Origin of the sequence: Roseibium sp. (assembly GCF_965229775.1) — a bacterium.
In the GTDB taxonomy this organism is placed as follows: Bacteria; Pseudomonadota; Alphaproteobacteria; order Rhizobiales; family Stappiaceae; genus Roseibium.
In genome coordinates, this window is record NZ_OZ245929.1 from 752210 (window position 1) to 768091 (window position 15882).

The window sequence follows — 15882 nt, forward strand, 5'->3', positions numbered from 1 at the left end:
GTTTCACAAAGAATCAGAAGCCGTTAGCCGGGGGAAAAAATGAAAAAACACGCTGTAGCCACCTTGAGCGCCCTGCCGGACCGCGACCCGCAATACGCCCTTGTCGCGGATGTCGATCTGGTGGTCGTCCGCTTCGATGAAGAGGTGTCCGTCTTTTACGGCCGGTGCCTGCATCGCGGCGCGCTGATGTCCGATGGCTACGTCCAGGGGGACAATCTCATTTGCGGTGTCCACTACTGGGACTACCGTGTCGACAGCGGCGTTTCCGAATACAACAATTCCGAGGCCCTGCCCAAGTTCAAGAGCTGGATCGAAGGGGACGAGGTTCTGGTCGATGAGGACGAGATCGCGGCCTGGGCGAAGGACAACCCGCAGCCGTTTCAGCGCGATCGGTACCTGGGCCTTTATGCCGACACCAGCCACGGCACGGAGGAAGAACCTTACAACGGCCTGATCCAGCAATATGCGCGCGACGGCCTGAGCAAGACCGGTCACCATGGCCGGGTCGATGCAATGGGTGTGCCCCGCACCCAGCTGCCCGACTGGGACGACATCCAGATCCTGACTGCGCAGCTGCAGCGCTTTCCGCTTCTAGACGATGATCCGGTCGGAACCGACGTCGTCATCGGACCCAATGCACAAAAACCGCTCCGCCTGAAAATCCCGCTCTTCGTGTCCGACATGAGCTTCGGTGCGCTGTCCGAGCCGGCCAAGGTGGCGCTTGCCCGCGGCGCGGAGCTCGCCGGCACCGGGATATGTTCCGGAGAAGGCGGCATGCTGCCGGAGGAACAGGAAGCCAATTCCCGCTATTTCTATGAACTCGCCTCGGCCCGTTTCGGCTTCGACTGGGAAAAGCTCGACCGGGTTCAGGCCTTCCATTTCAAGGGCGGTCAGGGTGCCAAGACGGGAACCGGCGGTCACCTGCCGGGGGCCAAGGTCAAGGGAAAGATCGCCGAGGTGCGCGGCCTGCAGGAAGGCACCGACGCGATCTCGCCGCCCCGTTTCCCGGACTGGACCGACGTCTCCGAAGTCAAGGACTTCGCCGACGAAGTGCGCACCCGGACCGGCGGCATTCCGATCGGCTACAAGCTGTCAGCGCAGCATATCGAGAAGGACATTGACGCGGCGCTGGAAATCGGCGTCGACTACATCATCCTGGACGGGCGCGGTGGCGGCACCGGCGCGGCCCCCATCATTTTCCGTGACAACATTTCCGTCCCGACCATTCCGGCTCTTGCCAGGGCGCGCCGCCACCTGGACAAATCCGGAAGGTCGGACGTCAGCCTGGTGATCACGGGGGGCCTGCGCAAACCGGCCGACTTCGTGAAGGCAATGGCGCTCGGCGCGGACGCCATTGCGGTCTCCAATGCGGCCATGCAGGCCATCGGCTGCATCGCCATGCGCGCCTGCCACACCAACAACTGCCCGGTCGGTATCGCGACCCAGAAGCCGCATCTGGTCAGCCGCATTCAGGTCGAAAAGTCCGCCCGCCAGCTCACCAACTTTTTCGACGCGTCGGTGGAACTGATGCAGGTGATGGCGCGCGCCTGCGGCTACGCGCACCTGAACGAATTCAACCCGGACGACCTGACCACCTGGAAGCGGGAAATGTCCGACCTGTCGGGCGTCGCCTATGGCGGTGTTGCCTGACCCGGTCAGAAAGTTTTGAGGGAGACGAACATGAACACCCAATCGCTTGACTGGATCAGGGTCGGCCACACCGACGATCTGCCGGAAGGCCGCGTGAAGACAGTGACCGCGCGCACCACCTCCATCTGCCTGTCGCATTTCGACGGCCAATGGGCCGCCATGGAAAATCACTGCCCGCACCAGCGCGGGCCGCTCGGGGAAGGATCAATCGAAAAGGGCACCGACGGCAAGTGCTGGATCCGCTGCCCCTGGCACGGCTGGGATTTCGACCCGCTCACCGGCAAGCCGCCCGGCGGACACGAAGACAGCGGCCAGCAGATCTACCCGCTCAAGATCGAAAACAACGAGATCTTCGTCGGCCTCGAGCCCGAACCCGAGCACGAGCGCACCGCAACCGATGTCATGGCCGAGACCATGGTCAACTGGGGCGTCAAGCGTGTTTTCGGCATGGTCGGCCACTCCAATCTCGGCCTTGCCGATGCGATCCGGCTGCAGGTCAACAAGGGCAAGCTCGGTTATGTCGGCATCCGTCACGAGGGAGCAGCGGCCTTTGCCGCCTCGGCCTATGGCAAGCTGACAGGCAAGCCGGCCGGCTGCCTGACCATTGCCGGCCCGGGCGCGACCAATCTGATGACCGGCCTTTGGGACGCCAAGGTTGATCGCGCCCCTGTCCTGGCGCTCACCGGTCAGGTGCAGACCCAGGTTTTCGGCCCCGGTGCGTTTCAGGACATTGACCTGAAGTCCGCTTTCGAAGCCGTTTCCAGGTTTTCCCAGCCCGTCCTGAGCACCTCCAACCACGCCGAACTCATGTCGCTCGCCCTGAAGACAGCCATTGTCGAGCGCGATGTCGCCAACCTGATTTTCCCCGACGATGTCCAGACGATCCCGAGTGAAAAGCCCGCGGGGCATCCGGAAGGACGGCTCGGCGGAACCGGTATCTCGCCCTCGCCGGACGATCTCGCGAAAGCCGCGGAAATGATCAACGGCGCGAAACGGCCGACGATCGTCCTCGGATACGGTGCCAAGGACGTGCGCGACAAGGTCATCGCACTGGCCGAGAAAATCGGCGCTCCGGTGATGACCACCTTCAAGGGCAAGGGACTGATCCCGGACACCCATCCACTGGCCGCGGGCGTGCTCGGGCGGTCCGGCACGCCGATCGCCAGCTGGTTCATGAACGAGGCGGACCTGATTATCTCGCTCGGCTCGTCCTTTGCCAACCACACCGGGATCGCGCCTTACAAGCCGATCATCCAGGTGGATTTCGAGCGTATGCAGCTCGGCAAGTTCCACCCCGTGACACTTCCGGTCTGGGGTGAAATCGGTACCTTCTGCGACCTGATTGCCAGCTCCGTGTCCAAGGCGGCGGATGCCGCCGACCAGAAGGCGGAACTCGTCGAGCGGTGGGCCATCTGGCGGCAGGAAAAGGAAACACGCCTGTCGGAAGATCATGGCGGCGGTATTCATTCCGCCGCGATCTTCAAGGCGCTGACCGAGCTGTGCCCGGACGATGCCATCATCCCCGTGGATGTCGGCAACAACACCTATTCCTTCGGCCGCTATTTCGAACCGCGCGGCCAGCGCATCCTGATGTCAGGCTATCTCGGCTCCATCGGCTTCAGCTTGCCCGCCGCGCTCGGAGCCTGGTGCGCAACACAGGATTTCGAGGAATATCAGGGCCGCAAGGTCATCTCCATTTCGGGTGATGGCGGCTTCGGTCAATATGCGATGGAATTCACCACCGCCGTCAAATACGGGATGAACATCACCCATATCCTGCTCAACAATTCCGAACTCGGAAAGATCTCCAAGGAACAGCGTTCCGGGGAATGGCCCGTCTGGGAGACCAACCTCACCAATCCGTCCTTCGCCGCCTTCGCCCGTCTTTGCGGAGGACACGGGCACCGTGTCACGGAAGCATCCGAACTCGGCGATGCCATTGCCACGGCCATCGCTTACGACGGCCCGTCGCTTGTAGAGATCATCACCGACGCGGATCTGGTGTGACCGGCCTTGCAGCGCGCCAGAACCTCATCCTGAGGAGGGCCGGCAGGCCCGTCTCGAAGGGTGGCGACAAAACGCTGGATCAGACCGGCCATCCTTCGAGACAGCGCTTTGCGCTTCCTCAGGATGAGGCTAACGTTACGTGTCGATCCCGGCCTCGCGCTTCGCTTCAGCCGGGATGACAAACGAAGGAAATACGGAGGGCACCCGTTGCAGACTGCAGAACTACTCCTTGAGCTGGGCCGCATCTACCTGATCACCGGCGGGATTGTTGCCGCGCTGTTTCTGGTCATCGGCATCGATCGCGTGGAACCGTCCGCGCGCGGGTCCTACGCGTTCCGCCCCCTGCTGATACCGGGCATCTGCCTGATCTGGCCGCTGGTCCTGTATCGCTGGATCACACTCGAAAAACACGGAGAAGATGCCCGGTGAAACGCGCCCATCGCACAGCCCACGCACGGATCTGGACGGTCCTCGGCATCCTGCTGCCCCTCGCCTTTTTCACGGTCCTGGCGTTGCGTCAGACGCCGCCTGCTGACCGGCCCGCCATTCTGATCGAAGCACCGGCCGGCGGTGCGAACGGGACGGAGGCCGCGCAATGAGTGTGCAATACACACCGGTCATCTGGAATCGGAACAAGATCTTCTATGACGCCGTCCTGCTGATTGCCGTGGCGCTTTATCTCTACATCTATATCCGCGTGGCCCCCGGCTTCGAGGATGTGACCAAGCCGATTGACGGCGCGACCCTGCGTATGCGCGCCTTCGGCAGTTGCGCCTTCCTGATGCTGACGGTGATCCTGTGCATCGGGCCGCTTGCTCGGCTTGACCGCAGGTTCCTGCCGCTTCTTTACAATCGCCGTCATTTCGGTGTCATGACTGCCGGGATTGCGGCCGTGCACGCCAACTATGTGCTGGGCTGGTATTACAATTTTTCGCCGACCGACAAGTATGTCGCGCTTCTGTCCTCCAACACGAATTACGGCCAGGTCCTCGGGTTCCCGTTCGAGACACTCGGCATAGCCGCGCTCCTGATCCTGTTCGTGCTTGCTGCCACCAGTCACGATTTCTGGCTGAGTTTCCTGGGGGCACCGATCTGGAAAGCGCTGCACATGTTCATCTATGCAGCCTACGCCTTCGTCGTGCTGCATGTCGCGCTCGGCGCGCTTCAGGGAGCGGGCGATCCGATCTTCACCAGCGTCGTCGCAGCCAGCGTCGTTCTGGTTTCCGCGCTGCACGTCACCACGGGCCGGATGGAAGCAAGACGCGACCGGGGCGAGGAAACCGCGAAGGCATCGCTCCAGCAACAGGGCTGGCTGGTCGCAGGGGAACTCGACGAGATCGACGACGACTGTGCCAAGGTCGTGACCCTGTCGGACGACGAACGCGTCGCCATCTTCAAGTATGACGGCAAGCTGTCCGCCATCACCAATGCCTGCGCACACCAGAACGGTCCGCTCGGAGAAGGCAAGGTTCTGTGGGGCTGCATCACCTGTCCCTGGCATGGCTACCAGTACAATCTAAGCGACGGGCGCGCCCCGGCGCCCTTCACCGAGAAAATATCCACGTACCGGCTGCAGCTGATCGGGTCGACAATCCTGCTCGACCCGAACGCATTGCCACCCGGCACCCATGTTGACCCAGTCGAGATCGGAGAACCGGCATGAGCTGGAGACAGACAAAAGACGCGCCGTTCTATGTCGGCTATCTCAACGCCGTCCCGAAACCGCTCGTGACCTTTCTGGCGGTCTTCGCAATCTGTTTCACCGGCGGGCTCGGGCTTGCAGCGCTCGCCCTGTCATCCACCCAGAACGATCCCGGCAGCGGCGGCTTCCAGTGGGGCAACCGCTTTGAGAATGTCGGCATTCTGGAACTGCGCCCCTATCCGGTCCTGAGGATCGCGGCGGATGGCGAAACCGGGGCACGCACCTACATGCTCGCCGGACAGGGCAAACGCGGCGCCTTCAACCAGGCGGAGAAGCACGGCAGCACGCCGGTGACCCTGCGCGGCGTGCCGGTCAACCGCGGCGATCTCACCATGATCCAGGTCGGCAGGGTCGAGACCGCCGGGGATACAGGTGCATCCTTCACCCCGTCCGAACCGGTGCCGCTCGGGCGCTGGAAGCTGACCGGAGAAATCTGCGACGGCAAATGCTATGCCGGGGCGATGCGGCCGGGACGCGGTCTTGCGCACAAGGCCTGTGCCGACCTCTGCCTGACCGGAGGCATCCCGCCGGTCTTCGTTTCATCCGGCCCGGTCGAGAACCGCAACTTCTTCCTGATGGCGGACAAGGACGGCAATCTCCTCGGCGATGAAATCAAGCCGTTGCTTGCGCTCTATGTCGAGCTGGAGGGAGACGTCGAACGCCTCGATGATCTGATGGTCTTCAAGGTCGACCTCGCAAAGGCGAGGATCCTGAAATGAGCGAAGACCAGACCCCGAGGCCCGCCTGGCAGACCATCCTGATCTCGCTCGTTCTGACGGCTGCTCTCACAGCAATCGCCTATTACGCCTGGATCTACGCCAATATCGGTGTGCGCCAGTGGGACATCACCAAGAACAGCCTGACAACGGATCTCCGGTTTTTTGTCGGACTGCTGACGGTCTTCGTTGTCCTGACATTCCTCGACAAGATCATCATCTTCGTGAAATCGAAGATCGGCGGCGGCGACTGAGACGCCGTCAACGCTGGTCGATCAGATCCGTGAGCAGCGTGTTGAACCGGGCTGGTTCTTCCATATGCGGCGCGTGGCCCGAGCGGTCGAAAAGGTGCAGCTGAAAGTCGGGCACATGCGCTTCATGCCAGCGATGGACGCCTTGCCCATAGAGCTGGCTCCTGCGTCCCGCGACAAGGTGAAACGGCACCGGAAAATCCTGCAACAAAGACCGGAAGTCCTGCGCGGTGAGCGACGCCCACATCGGCTTCAAGAGCACGGGATCGGCTTTCGCGATCTCCTGCGCCGCCCTTTCCTTCTGCGCCTGCGTGACGGGCAGCCCATCCGCGAACAGCCGGCTCGCGATCCGTCCAGGCAGCTTCGGCCAGTCCGGAACGATGGCATCGAGGAACACCTGGTTGAGCTCCGCATTGAGCCCGTTCAGCGTTCCGTTCTGCCAGGTGGACGTGTTCAGTACTTTCGGCGTCATGTCGATCGCAACGAAAGCCGACAGCCGATCCGGGCCGTAGCGCTCGATCATCGAATAGGCGACCAGAGCCCCCATGGACCAGCCGCAGACGATGGCGTCGGTTATGTCCCGTTCCGCCAGTTCGGCATGCACCGCGTCGGCCGCCGCCTCGATCGAAAGCGGCAGGCGGTCGCCGGTCAGCCCGTGCCCGGGAAGATCGGGCACGAGGCAACGCGCTTGCCCCTGGAGGCCGTCAATCTGATTGCGAAAGAACTGGCCGGGACAGGACCAGCCGTGAATGAGCACCACGGGGCGTCCTGCCCCGGTGTCGCGTATGTAAAGTCCCTCGTTGCTCAAGCACGCCCCGCCCGCAATCTTCCGACAATCCCGCTCGGAAAGAAATAAACCGAGAGGATAAATAGCACGCCAAGCCAAAGCAGCCAGCGTTCCGGCGCAACAAACGTGGAGACAAGCGGCACGGAGCTTGTCGCCTCCGCCGCAACACCCATCAGGTTTTGCAGATAGGTCTGCGCGAGAATGAACAGCGTCGCTCCGAGAACAGCCCCGTAGAGTGTGCCCATGCCCCCGATCACCACCATCAGCAGGATGTCGATCATGATCTCCATGGAGAGCGTCGTGGCCGGTCCCGTGTAACGCAGCCAGATCGCCAGCAGGGATCCGGCAAGCGCTGCCATGACGGCGGACAGGACCGTTGCGGTGGTGCGGTACCAGACCACCTTGTAGCCGATCGCCTCGGCCCGGAACGCATTGTCCCGAACGGCCTTGAGCGTCCGCCCGAACGGCGAATTGACGACCCGGAGCATGACCAGAAAAAGCGTCAGCGACGCAAAGAACACGAGGTAATACGCCAACAGCTTGCCGTTGATCCGGACACCAAAAACCTTCTCCTTGACCAGCTTGAACGCCGGTGTCAGCTCGCGCGGGATCTTGTAGTTGAGCCCGTCCTCGCCACCCGTCAGCCAGGACATCTGCGACACGAAAACCGCGAACGCGCTTGCCACCGCCAGCGTCACCATGGCGAAGAAGATCGCCTTGACGCGCAGCGAGAAGAGACCGATTGCGAGGGCAAAGACAGCTGCGACGAACGCTCCGGCAAGGGTCCCCCAGGTGAGCGACCAGTAGCTCGGGCCGGAGGTACTGAGCGCGAGCGCCGTCCCGTAGGCGCCGATACCGAAGAACATCGTGTGCGCGAACGAGACAATCCCCGAATAGCCGAGCAGGAGATCATAGCTCGCCACCAGCACGATGAAGATGCAGATCCGCGCCGCGGTTTCCAGCGACTTGGTTCCCGGGAACAGGAACGGCGCAAAGGCGAGCGAGATCAGAACGGCCAGGAGCAACAGGGTCAGGAGACCGCTGCGCGGTGTGTCGCCGGAAAGAAGTCTGGTGAGCATGTCCGGCCCCTCACTTTGCCTTGACGACGGGATAAAGGCCCTGCGGCCGCCACATCAGGATCACCACCATCAGCGCGATCGTCGAGATCAGCGCCACCTTGGGCGCGAGGAACGCGGTATAATTGGCGAGCAGACCGACCAGCAGCGCGCCGATGAAGCAACCCTCGACGGACCCGAGCCCGCCGATGATCACCACGATGAAGACCAGCACCATGATCTCCGATCCCATATGCGCGGTGATCGTCTCTTGATAAAGGCCCCACATCACGCCGCCGAGACCGGCAAGTGCCGACCCGGTCATGAACACGATCAGGAACAGCCTGCGGATCCTGTATCCGAGTGCCTCGACCATTTCGCCGTTCTCGACCCCGGCCCTCACAAGCAGGCCGACCTTCGTGTTCTTCAGGACATGGCGCATGGCCAGGAACAGGGCGAGCCCGATGGCGACCGCCACGAGCCTGTATTTCTCGATGGCCGCCTCACCGAACACCACTGAGCCCTGAAACGCCTCGGGGCGCGAGATATGCAGTTCGTCCGGCCCCCAGACCACATAGATCATCTGCTGGGCAACAATCAGACCGCCCATCGTGACGAGGATCTGCTTGAGATGCTCGCCATAGACCGGCATCACGATGACCCGTTCGAAGGCGTAGCCGAGCAGACCGGTCACCACCATCGCCGCGAGGATGGCAATCAGAACCGCGGCGAGATTGAGCAGGACGCTCGGCGAGGCCGTCCAGCCCGCGAGCCAGGCCAGGACCGTGAAGCCGACGAAGGCGCCGACCGCAACAAAGGCCCCGTGGCCGAAATTGATGACATCCATCAGTCCGAACACCACGGTCAGCCCGGAGGCCATGATGAAGATCATCATGCCCATGGCCAGGCCCGCCACGGTCAGCGTCAGCCAGCTTGCCGGGTTGCCTATGGCGATGAGCCCCAGCAGCGCGAGCACGGGCACCAGCAGAACGGGCAGTTTCTGCAACACCTGTTCGCGAAGCGGCACCTTCTCGATGCGCGGCTTGATTGCGGTTTCGCTCATTGATGCGCCTCCAGGCTCAGCCCCATGAGTCTCTCCTGCAGGTTCTCGTCTGCCACCAGGTCCTGCATCTCGCCTGCGTGGATGATGCGGCCGTCATCCATGACGGCGACCGTGTCTCCGATGGCGGACGCCATCGCGAAATTCTGTTCCACGAGCAGGATCGTGGTGTCGGTCTGTTTCAATTCGCGCAGGGCGTCGGTCATCGCGTTGATGATTGCCGGTGCGAGCCCCTTGGTCGGCTCGTCGATCAGGATCAGCCGGCGCGGTTCGATGATGGCGCGGGCGACGGACAGCATCTGTTTCTGACCGCCCGATAGCGTTCCGGCGGACGCCTCCCAGAAGGTGCCGATCGGTGGAAACAGATCCTTGATCCACCCGAGGCGTTTTTGATCGATCGGTCCCGCCGAGGCCGCGAGCGCCATGTTCTCGGCGACCGTGAGATCCGTGAAGATGCCCATGTCTTCCGGCACATAGGCAACGCCGCGCCGGGATATGTCGGGGGTATCCAGCTTCGTGATCAGGTGATCATCGAAACGGATCTCGCCCTGGCTGGCGGTCCACAGACCCATGATGGTCCGGAGCGTCGTTGTCTTGCCCGCACCGTTTCGCCCGAGGAGAACGGTCACGCCGCCTTCCGGCACAACAAGATCAACGCCTTGCAGTATGTGATAGGGCCCGATCAGGGTGTGTACGCCGGAAAGGGAAAGCAGGGTTCCGGACATCAGGCCGCCTCCGGAGCTTTGCCGAGATAGGCCTCCTGCACCACGGGAAGCGCAATCACTTCGGCAGGTTCCCCGTCGGCGACCAGTTCGCCGTTATGCAGGACGACGATGCGGTCCGCCAGCGACCGGATCACGTCCATCTTGTGCTCCACCAGCAAAATCGTCCGGTCCATGTCCGCCTTGAGCTTCCGGATCAGCTCCAGAATGACCGGAACTTCGTCGACGCTCATTCCTGCCGTCGGCTCGTCGAACATCAGAACCTGCGGCCCGAGGGCAATCAGGAGGGCCACTTCGAGCTTGCGCTGGTCGCCATGGGGCAGTGCTGAAACGATTTGGTCGGCCTGATCGATCAGCCGCACCTCAGCCAGAACATGATCGGCGCGCTCCAGAAGTTCGACATGGCTTTCCGCGATCGAAAACAGATCGAACCCCTTGCGTGCCTTCGATTGTGCGACAAGGCGCACGTTCTCGCGCACGCTCAGGGTCGGAAACAGGTTCGTCAGCTGGAAGGCGCGGCCGATGCCGCGATCGGTGCGCTCGGGGACGGATTGCCTGGTGATGTCCTCGCCGTTCAGCGTCACGGTGCCGCTCGTTGGCCTGAGCTGCCCCGACACGAGATTGAAATAGGTCGTCTTCCCTGCACCGTTCGGTCCGACGATTGCCGTCAGCGTTCCCCGGTCGAAGCTGCACGACACACGGTCGACCGCGACGTGACCGCCAAACCGGATCGTCAGGTCACGGGTTTCGAGAATGGGCTTTTCTGTCGCCACCGGAACGCATCCTGTGAATTTGAAGACATTTGCCGGCAAAGACCCGGCCGGCCGGGCTGCTTTGCCGGCCGGGTACCTTACAGGATTTCTGGAAACGGCGCGTGGTCGATGGGGTGAAACGCGCCACTCGCTTTACTGGTTACGGACCGGAATGTTCATGTCCTCGATCTTCAGTTCGCGAACAAGTTCCGGAATGCCCCATTCCACGTCCGGGTCGACCCGGATCTTGAAGTGATACATGGGCTGCAGGGCCTGGTGGTCTTCGGCGCGGAACATCATCTTGCCCTTCGGCGTTTCGAATTCCATGCCTTCCATCGCACCGATCAGGTCTTCCGTTTCCGTTGACCCCGCCTTGCGGATGGCCTCAACAATCGCGATCCCGGCAGACATGCCGCCTGCGGTAAAGAAATCGGGCGGCGCGTCGAACCGCTTCTGGTGCTCGGACACCAGCCAGTCGTTCACCGGGTTCTTCGGGATCTCGTAGTAATAGTAGGTCGCCCCTTCCATGCCAGGCAGTTCCTTGTAGGCTTTCATGGCCGCCAGGATGTTGCCGCCCGTCGCGATCTCGACGCCGAACCTCTCCGGCTCCATGGCCTGGATCTTGCTGATCGGATTGCCGCCGCCGGCCCAGATCACGAACAGGAATTTCCTGCCCGGTTCATCCTTCAGGGCATCGAAGATGCGCTGCGCATTTGCCGTGAAGTCCTTGGTATCCGTCGGTGCGTATTCCTCGAAAACGAGATTGGCGCCGGTGCCCGCAAGGGCCTCCTTGAAGGCGGCAACTCCGTCCCGTCCGAAGGCATAATCCTGCGCGAGCGTAGCGATCGAAACACCCTCCTGCCCGAGCGCAACGGCGTTGGCGATCGCGTCCTGCGAGGAGTTGCGCGACGTCCGGAACACATACCGGTTCCAGTTGCTGCCCGTAATGGAATCGGCCACGGCCGGCTCCACGATCAGCAGCTTTTCGTACTCCTCCGCAACCGGCAGCATCGCGAGCGCGACGCCGGAAGACACCGGCCCGACCGCAATATCGACCTCGTCGTCGCCATAGGCTTCCGCCAGCGCCGCCTTGCCGATATCCGGCTTCAGCTGCGTGTCCTTTTCGATCACAACGATCTTGCGGCCGTCAATCTCCATCGAGCCGTCAGTGGCATATTCAAGCCCCATCATTAGGCCGGTATGGGACTGTTTGGCGTAGGCCTCGAACGGCCCCGTCTTGCCATAGACATGCGCGATCTTGATGTCTTCAGCCAAGGCGCCGGCAGTACCGGCGGCGAGCAGTCCGACAGATGCGAAAAACGGCAGAGACCAGCGGAAAAGGCGTTTGGTCATCATGTTTCCTCCCAGTGCGCGAACAGGCTTCCGTGGATCCTCGAACGTGCGCTTGACACCCGAATGACACTGGACCTTCCCCTGACGCGTGGATATATATGAAACCTGAATCAGTATTCATGTCAAGGGCAGACAGAGCCAACCACCGCATGCCGCCCACCTTTCGCCGCGCTCGCTGAGCGTGCGTCCACCGGATGAGGAGTTCCACTCCTTGTTGTCATCCCGGCCAAGCGGAGCGCAGAGCCGGGACCCACTCGTTTCCGGAGCCGACGGAAGAAGGCTGGGAGGCGGCGGTTGTTGGACCAATCCCGTCTGTATGTGATAATGGCCCCGCACCCCGCGCCGTCCCGGACCTGATCCGGGTCACTCCAACCCACAACCTCATCCTGAGGAGCACGCCTGCGTGCGTCTCGAAGGATGGATTGCGGGCACCCTGCCGTGCAGCCGATCCTTCGAGACAGCGCTTGCGCGCTTCCTCAGGATGAGGTTTTTTTGGCGCCCGTCACCCCGGACGCAGCGTAGCGCAGAGCCGGAATCGGGGAGGCAGAGGACTTGAGGGTCTTGCTCCGCCCTCCCGGAACACCGGGGCTCCCCGGCCCCGGGTCTCACGATGATCGCCCGGGGTGACGAAGGAGGGGATCGGTTGCGTTTCCCTCCGTCATTCCAGACAGGTTGGTATTCGGCTATGCTGAACGCTGATCCGGAACCTTTGCCTGGCTTGATCCGGTAACCGGAAATCAGTGTGAGTGCAACGAACCTGCATATCAATTGAGCAGGACGGGACTTGCGGCAAAGATGCGGTCTGTCGTTTTCCGGAGGGATTTTTCATGCAACCCAAGATTTCGCTTTCATCGTAAGAAATGACAGGCTAAATCTGTTCAGGTGTGGGGGACGTCAGTACCAGTAGGCGTCCAGAATGAAGAAGTTTTCTCGTCAGCTGCTGCTGACCATCTTTTCCGCCGGTGCGCTCGTTCTTGCGCTGGCCTCCCATGCCCTTTCCCAGGATCTCATCATCGATGGGCCCGTCACCAATACACAGACCGTTGACAGCATCACCTACGACACGATCGTCATCACCGGCGACGGCAGTATTTCAACGACAGGCAATAACAACCATGGTGTTTCCAGCACGGGCGGCGGCAATACGGTCCGCAACCAAGGCCTGATCCTGACGGAAGGGGACTACGCATTCGGGATTTACAGCACCGGTGCCAACGCCACGATCACCAACAGCGGTGACATCCTGACAACAGGGGTCGACGCATACGGGATTCTCAACATCGGTTCCGACGCCACGATCATCAACAGCGGCGATATCCGGACATTCGCGGACAGCGCAGGCGGGATTTCCAACATCGGTTCCGACGCCACGATCATCAACAGCGGCGATATCCGGACATTCGCGGACAGCGCAGGCGGGATTTCCAACATCGGTTCCGACGCCACGATCATCAACAGTGGTGACATCCGGACATTCGGGGACAGCGCACGCGGGATTTACAACTGGGGTAACATCACCACGATCATCAACAGCGGCGATATCCGGACAAGCGGGCAAGACGCAATCAGCATTTACATCTACAGTTCGGATTACACCAAGATCACCAACAGCGGAGTGATCGTCAGTGAAAAGAGCCACGCAATCTTTGTTGACTCCTTCTCCACCAGCACCACCGTCAATCTGAACGTCCCCTCCTTTCTCGGCGGGGCCATCACCTTCGATTCCGAGACGACGCTGAACCTCACCACCGGGGCCTCGCATTCGGTGCTCTGGCAGCTGCCGACGACGAATGTCGCGGGCGGTCAGGCCAATGTCTCGGGTCCTGTCCCCTGGTTCTATGACAGTACCACCGGCCAGTTCGCCACCTTCGACCCGACGGGCCTCACCGCCAGCTTCAACCAGATGGCCAACACTGCCAACATGCTCGGCCGTCTCGGGCGCTACGGCCTCCGGCAGGCGGGGCGCGGCGGGTCTGCGGGTGCACCTTCGTCCGCTCTGGCCTATGGCGAGGACGGAACACAAACACCAGAAAGCTTCGATCAGCTGCTCGCCACCAATTCCGGACCGAAAGCGGCTTATGGCCTCAGGACCGGGTCCTTCTGGCTCACCGGTTTCGGCGGCGAAGCCAATTATGATGGCGATGACACCACCCTCGACCACACAATTGATCAGATCGGGGCGGCCCTCGGCTATGCCTGGAACCAGTCGCCCGATATGCGCCTCGGGTTCATGGCAGGCTACATGAACGGTTCCATCACCGCGAAAAGCACCTGGGCGGATTCGCAGGATATCACCAGCAACGGCGTCTTTGCCGGTGTCCATGGCGACCGGCGCTTCGGGCGGCTGACATTCGGCCTCGGCCTTGCCGGCGGCTGGCAGACAAATGACAGCAGCCGCTTTGTCAACGACAACACGGCGCTGACCGGCGGTCTCACGCTTGGCGAGAGCACCGCCGATGCCTCCTATGACAGCTGGTTCGTGACCCCGGAAGCATCGCTCTCCGCCGACATCGGCCTTGGGCGAACCGGCATCGTGCTGACCCCCTCCATACGCGGGCGCTATGCCCTGCAGCAGACCGGCAGCTACACCGAAAGCGGCTCTGCCGCCAATGCCACGGTGGACAGCCACACGTTCGGTGTTGTGGAAGGCGATTTTGAACTCGCCCTTTCCAGAAGCTTCGGCATTGCAACCGTGACAGGGCGCGCGGGCTATCTGCTGCGCAGTTCCACCGGCGATGATAATGTACCGGTGACGCTGCTCGGCATCACCAATTCCATCGGTCTCGGCGAAACCGGCCGCTCCGCCGCCTATCTCGGCGCGTCGATGGACCTCAACCTCGGCCCGCAGGCCAGCTTCACCCTCGACGGTCAGGGATACCTTTCCGATGACATCGACGCGCTGGAAGGCATGGCCCGGTTTGCGATCAGGTTCTGATGATAGCCCCGCAGCCCGCGCCGTCCCGGACATGATCCGGGACCTGAGCACTTGGCAATGTGGCCCCGGCTCAGGGCCGGGGCGGCGCTCGGGATTGCCTCGTCCTTCTTCTTGCAACGAGGTATTGCGTCGTGCACTCGACCCACCGCAAGGTCGATAACCTCTCCCGGTGGGAGAGGTCAGCCTGAAAGGCCGGGTGAGGGATGAGATCTGACAGCACGCCTCAGACATTTGCCCCCTCACCCTGCCCTCTCCCGGCGGGAGAGGGAAACCGGGGCGGCGGCTTTTCGACCAATGCCGTCTGTATGTGATGACGGCCCCGCAGCCCGCGCCGTCCCGGAGCTGAACACGGATGGCGGGGGCCCCGGCTCAGGGCCGGGGCGGCGCTCGGGAATGCCTCGTCCTTCTTCTTGCAACGAGGTATTGCGTCGTGCACTCGACCCACCGCAAGGTCGATAACCTCTCCCGCTGGGAGAGGTCAGCCTGAAAGGCCGGGTGAGGGATGAGATATGACAGCACGCCTCAGACATTTGCCCCCTCACCCTGCCCTCTCCCGGCGGGAGAGGGAGAACGGGGCGGCAGTCGTTGGACAAACTCGGTCTGATTTTTGATGTTGACCTGCAGCCGGCAACATCCAACTCCTGATCTGGAGACCTCATCAAGCTCCGACCTCATCCTGAGAGACAGCGCTGCCGCGCTTCCTCGAAGATGAGGTGTTCAAGTGTCACGCCTCTCCGGTAAAACGTGACCCTGTGCGGCAAGGTCTGACACGGCGGCAGCTCTTCCCGAACTCACCGCAACCGCTTCACTGCCTCCGCATCGAAGAAGAAAGCCGAGGACGGATCTTCTCTCTTATTTGCCAACCCGGTCATACGCAGCGCAGAATTGGGAC

14 protein-coding genes are annotated in these 15882 nt (G+C 62.0%); 8 read left to right on the forward strand and 6 right to left on the reverse strand.

Features of this window, described 5'->3' with window-relative positions; all coding sequences use genetic code 11:
• Nucleotides 1-39 precede the first annotated feature (39 nt).
• The 7 genes from ACO07N_RS03235 (at nucleotide 40) to ACO07N_RS03265 (ending at nucleotide 6329) form a co-directional block, all read left to right on the forward strand.
• Nucleotides 40-1650 carry a glutamate synthase-related protein gene (locus ACO07N_RS03235; RefSeq protein WP_421979649.1) on the forward strand — a complete coding sequence of 537 codons (1611 nt, stop codon included), beginning with the start codon at nucleotides 40-42 and terminating at the stop codon, nucleotides 1648-1650.
• Between the two features lie 30 nt (nucleotides 1651-1680).
• The gene (locus tag ACO07N_RS03240) at nucleotides 1681-3657 is read left to right on the forward strand and encodes a thiamine pyrophosphate-dependent enzyme (protein ID WP_421979650.1); all 1977 of its coding nucleotides are present in this window, start codon (nucleotides 1681-1683) and stop codon (nucleotides 3655-3657) included.
• A 207-nt stretch (nucleotides 3658-3864) separates the two neighbouring features.
• On the forward strand, nucleotides 3865-4086 hold the full coding sequence (locus tag ACO07N_RS03245; protein ID WP_421979651.1) for a hypothetical protein: 222 nt from the start codon (nucleotides 3865-3867) through the stop codon (nucleotides 4084-4086).
• Nucleotides 4083-4256, forward strand: coding sequence for a hypothetical protein (locus tag ACO07N_RS03250; protein WP_421979652.1), 174 nt, complete (start codon nucleotides 4083-4085; stop codon nucleotides 4254-4256). Before ACO07N_RS03245 ends, ACO07N_RS03250 begins: the two co-directional genes overlap by 4 nt.
• Nucleotides 4253-5320, forward strand: a complete 1068-nt coding sequence (locus ACO07N_RS03255; RefSeq protein ID WP_421979653.1) for a Rieske 2Fe-2S domain-containing protein — start codon at nucleotides 4253-4255, stop codon at nucleotides 5318-5320. Before ACO07N_RS03250 ends, ACO07N_RS03255 begins: the two co-directional genes overlap by 4 nt.
• Complete coding sequence (locus ACO07N_RS03260; protein ID WP_421979654.1) at nucleotides 5317-6078, forward strand: hypothetical protein; 762 nt, start codon at nucleotides 5317-5319, stop codon at nucleotides 6076-6078. Before ACO07N_RS03255 ends, ACO07N_RS03260 begins: the two co-directional genes overlap by 4 nt.
• Nucleotides 6075-6329, forward strand: coding sequence for a hypothetical protein (locus tag ACO07N_RS03265; protein ID WP_421979655.1), 255 nt, complete (start codon nucleotides 6075-6077; stop codon nucleotides 6327-6329). The genes ACO07N_RS03260 and ACO07N_RS03265 overlap by 4 nt, the downstream gene beginning before the upstream one ends.
• Nucleotides 6330-6336: 7 nt before the next feature.
• Here the strand turns inward: ACO07N_RS03265 and ACO07N_RS03270 are convergent, their stop codons facing one another.
• The 6 genes from ACO07N_RS03270 to ACO07N_RS03295 form a co-directional block, all read right to left on the reverse strand.
• Entirely contained in the window at nucleotides 6337-7134 is a 798-nt protein-coding gene (locus ACO07N_RS03270; protein WP_421979656.1) for an alpha/beta fold hydrolase, read from the reverse strand.
• Nucleotides 7131-8192: a branched-chain amino acid ABC transporter permease gene (locus tag ACO07N_RS03275; RefSeq protein ID WP_421979657.1), complete on the reverse strand. Its 1062-nt coding sequence runs from the start codon at nucleotides 8190-8192 to the stop codon at nucleotides 7131-7133. Before ACO07N_RS03275 ends, ACO07N_RS03270 begins: the two co-directional genes overlap by 4 nt.
• A 10-nt stretch (nucleotides 8193-8202) precedes the next feature.
• Nucleotides 8203-9231: a branched-chain amino acid ABC transporter permease gene (locus ACO07N_RS03280; protein ID WP_421979658.1), complete on the reverse strand. Its 1029-nt coding sequence runs from the start codon at nucleotides 9229-9231 to the stop codon at nucleotides 8203-8205.
• Nucleotides 9228-9953 (reverse strand): ABC transporter ATP-binding protein, encoded by a 726-nt coding sequence (locus tag ACO07N_RS03285; RefSeq protein WP_421979659.1) that lies wholly within the window; start codon nucleotides 9951-9953, stop codon nucleotides 9228-9230. Before ACO07N_RS03285 ends, ACO07N_RS03280 begins: the two co-directional genes overlap by 4 nt.
• Nucleotides 9953-10723, reverse strand: coding sequence for an ABC transporter ATP-binding protein (locus ACO07N_RS03290; protein ID WP_421979660.1), 771 nt, complete (start codon nucleotides 10721-10723; stop codon nucleotides 9953-9955). Before ACO07N_RS03290 ends, ACO07N_RS03285 begins: the two co-directional genes overlap by 1 nt.
• A 132-nt stretch (nucleotides 10724-10855) precedes the next feature.
• On the reverse strand, nucleotides 10856-12055 hold the full coding sequence (locus ACO07N_RS03295) for a substrate-binding domain-containing protein (RefSeq protein ID WP_421979661.1): 1200 nt from the start codon (nucleotides 12053-12055) through the stop codon (nucleotides 10856-10858).
• 916 nt (nucleotides 12056-12971) lie between these two features.
• On the opposite strand from ACO07N_RS03295, the gene ACO07N_RS03300 reads away from it, so the two are divergent.
• The gene (locus ACO07N_RS03300) at nucleotides 12972-14990 is read left to right on the forward strand and encodes an autotransporter domain-containing protein (protein WP_421979662.1); all 2019 of its coding nucleotides are present in this window, start codon (nucleotides 12972-12974) and stop codon (nucleotides 14988-14990) included.
• Nucleotides 14991-15882 lie beyond the last annotated feature (892 nt).

Excerpts from the sequence above, each read along its gene's own strand:
- ACO07N_RS03260 (WP_421979654.1), top strand. The coding sequence starts at position 5,317 with ATGAGCTGGAGACAGACAAAAGACGCGCCGTTCTATGTCGGCTATCTC.
- ACO07N_RS03240 (WP_421979650.1), top strand. The coding sequence starts at position 1,681 with ATGAACACCCAATCGCTTGACTGGATCAGGGTCGGCCACACCGACGAT.
- ACO07N_RS03255 (WP_421979653.1), top strand. The coding sequence starts at position 4,253 with ATGAGTGTGCAATACACACCGGTCATCTGGAATCGGAACAAGATCTTC.
- ACO07N_RS03285 (WP_421979659.1), bottom strand. The coding sequence starts at position 9,953 with ATGTCCGGAACCCTGCTTTCCCTTTCCGGCGTACACACCCTGATCGGG.
- ACO07N_RS03235 (WP_421979649.1), top strand. The coding sequence starts at position 40 with ATGAAAAAACACGCTGTAGCCACCTTGAGCGCCCTGCCGGACCGCGAC.
- ACO07N_RS03280 (WP_421979658.1), bottom strand. The coding sequence starts at position 9,231 with ATGAGCGAAACCGCAATCAAGCCGCGCATCGAGAAGGTGCCGCTTCGC.
- ACO07N_RS03275 (WP_421979657.1), bottom strand. The coding sequence starts at position 8,192 with ATGCTCACCAGACTTCTTTCCGGCGACACACCGCGCAGCGGTCTCCTG.
- ACO07N_RS03300 (WP_421979662.1), top strand. The coding sequence starts at position 12,972 with ATGAAGAAGTTTTCTCGTCAGCTGCTGCTGACCATCTTTTCCGCCGGT.
- ACO07N_RS03265 (WP_421979655.1), top strand. The coding sequence starts at position 6,075 with ATGAGCGAAGACCAGACCCCGAGGCCCGCCTGGCAGACCATCCTGATC.
- ACO07N_RS03295 (WP_421979661.1), bottom strand. The coding sequence starts at position 12,055 with ATGACCAAACGCCTTTTCCGCTGGTCTCTGCCGTTTTTCGCATCTGTC.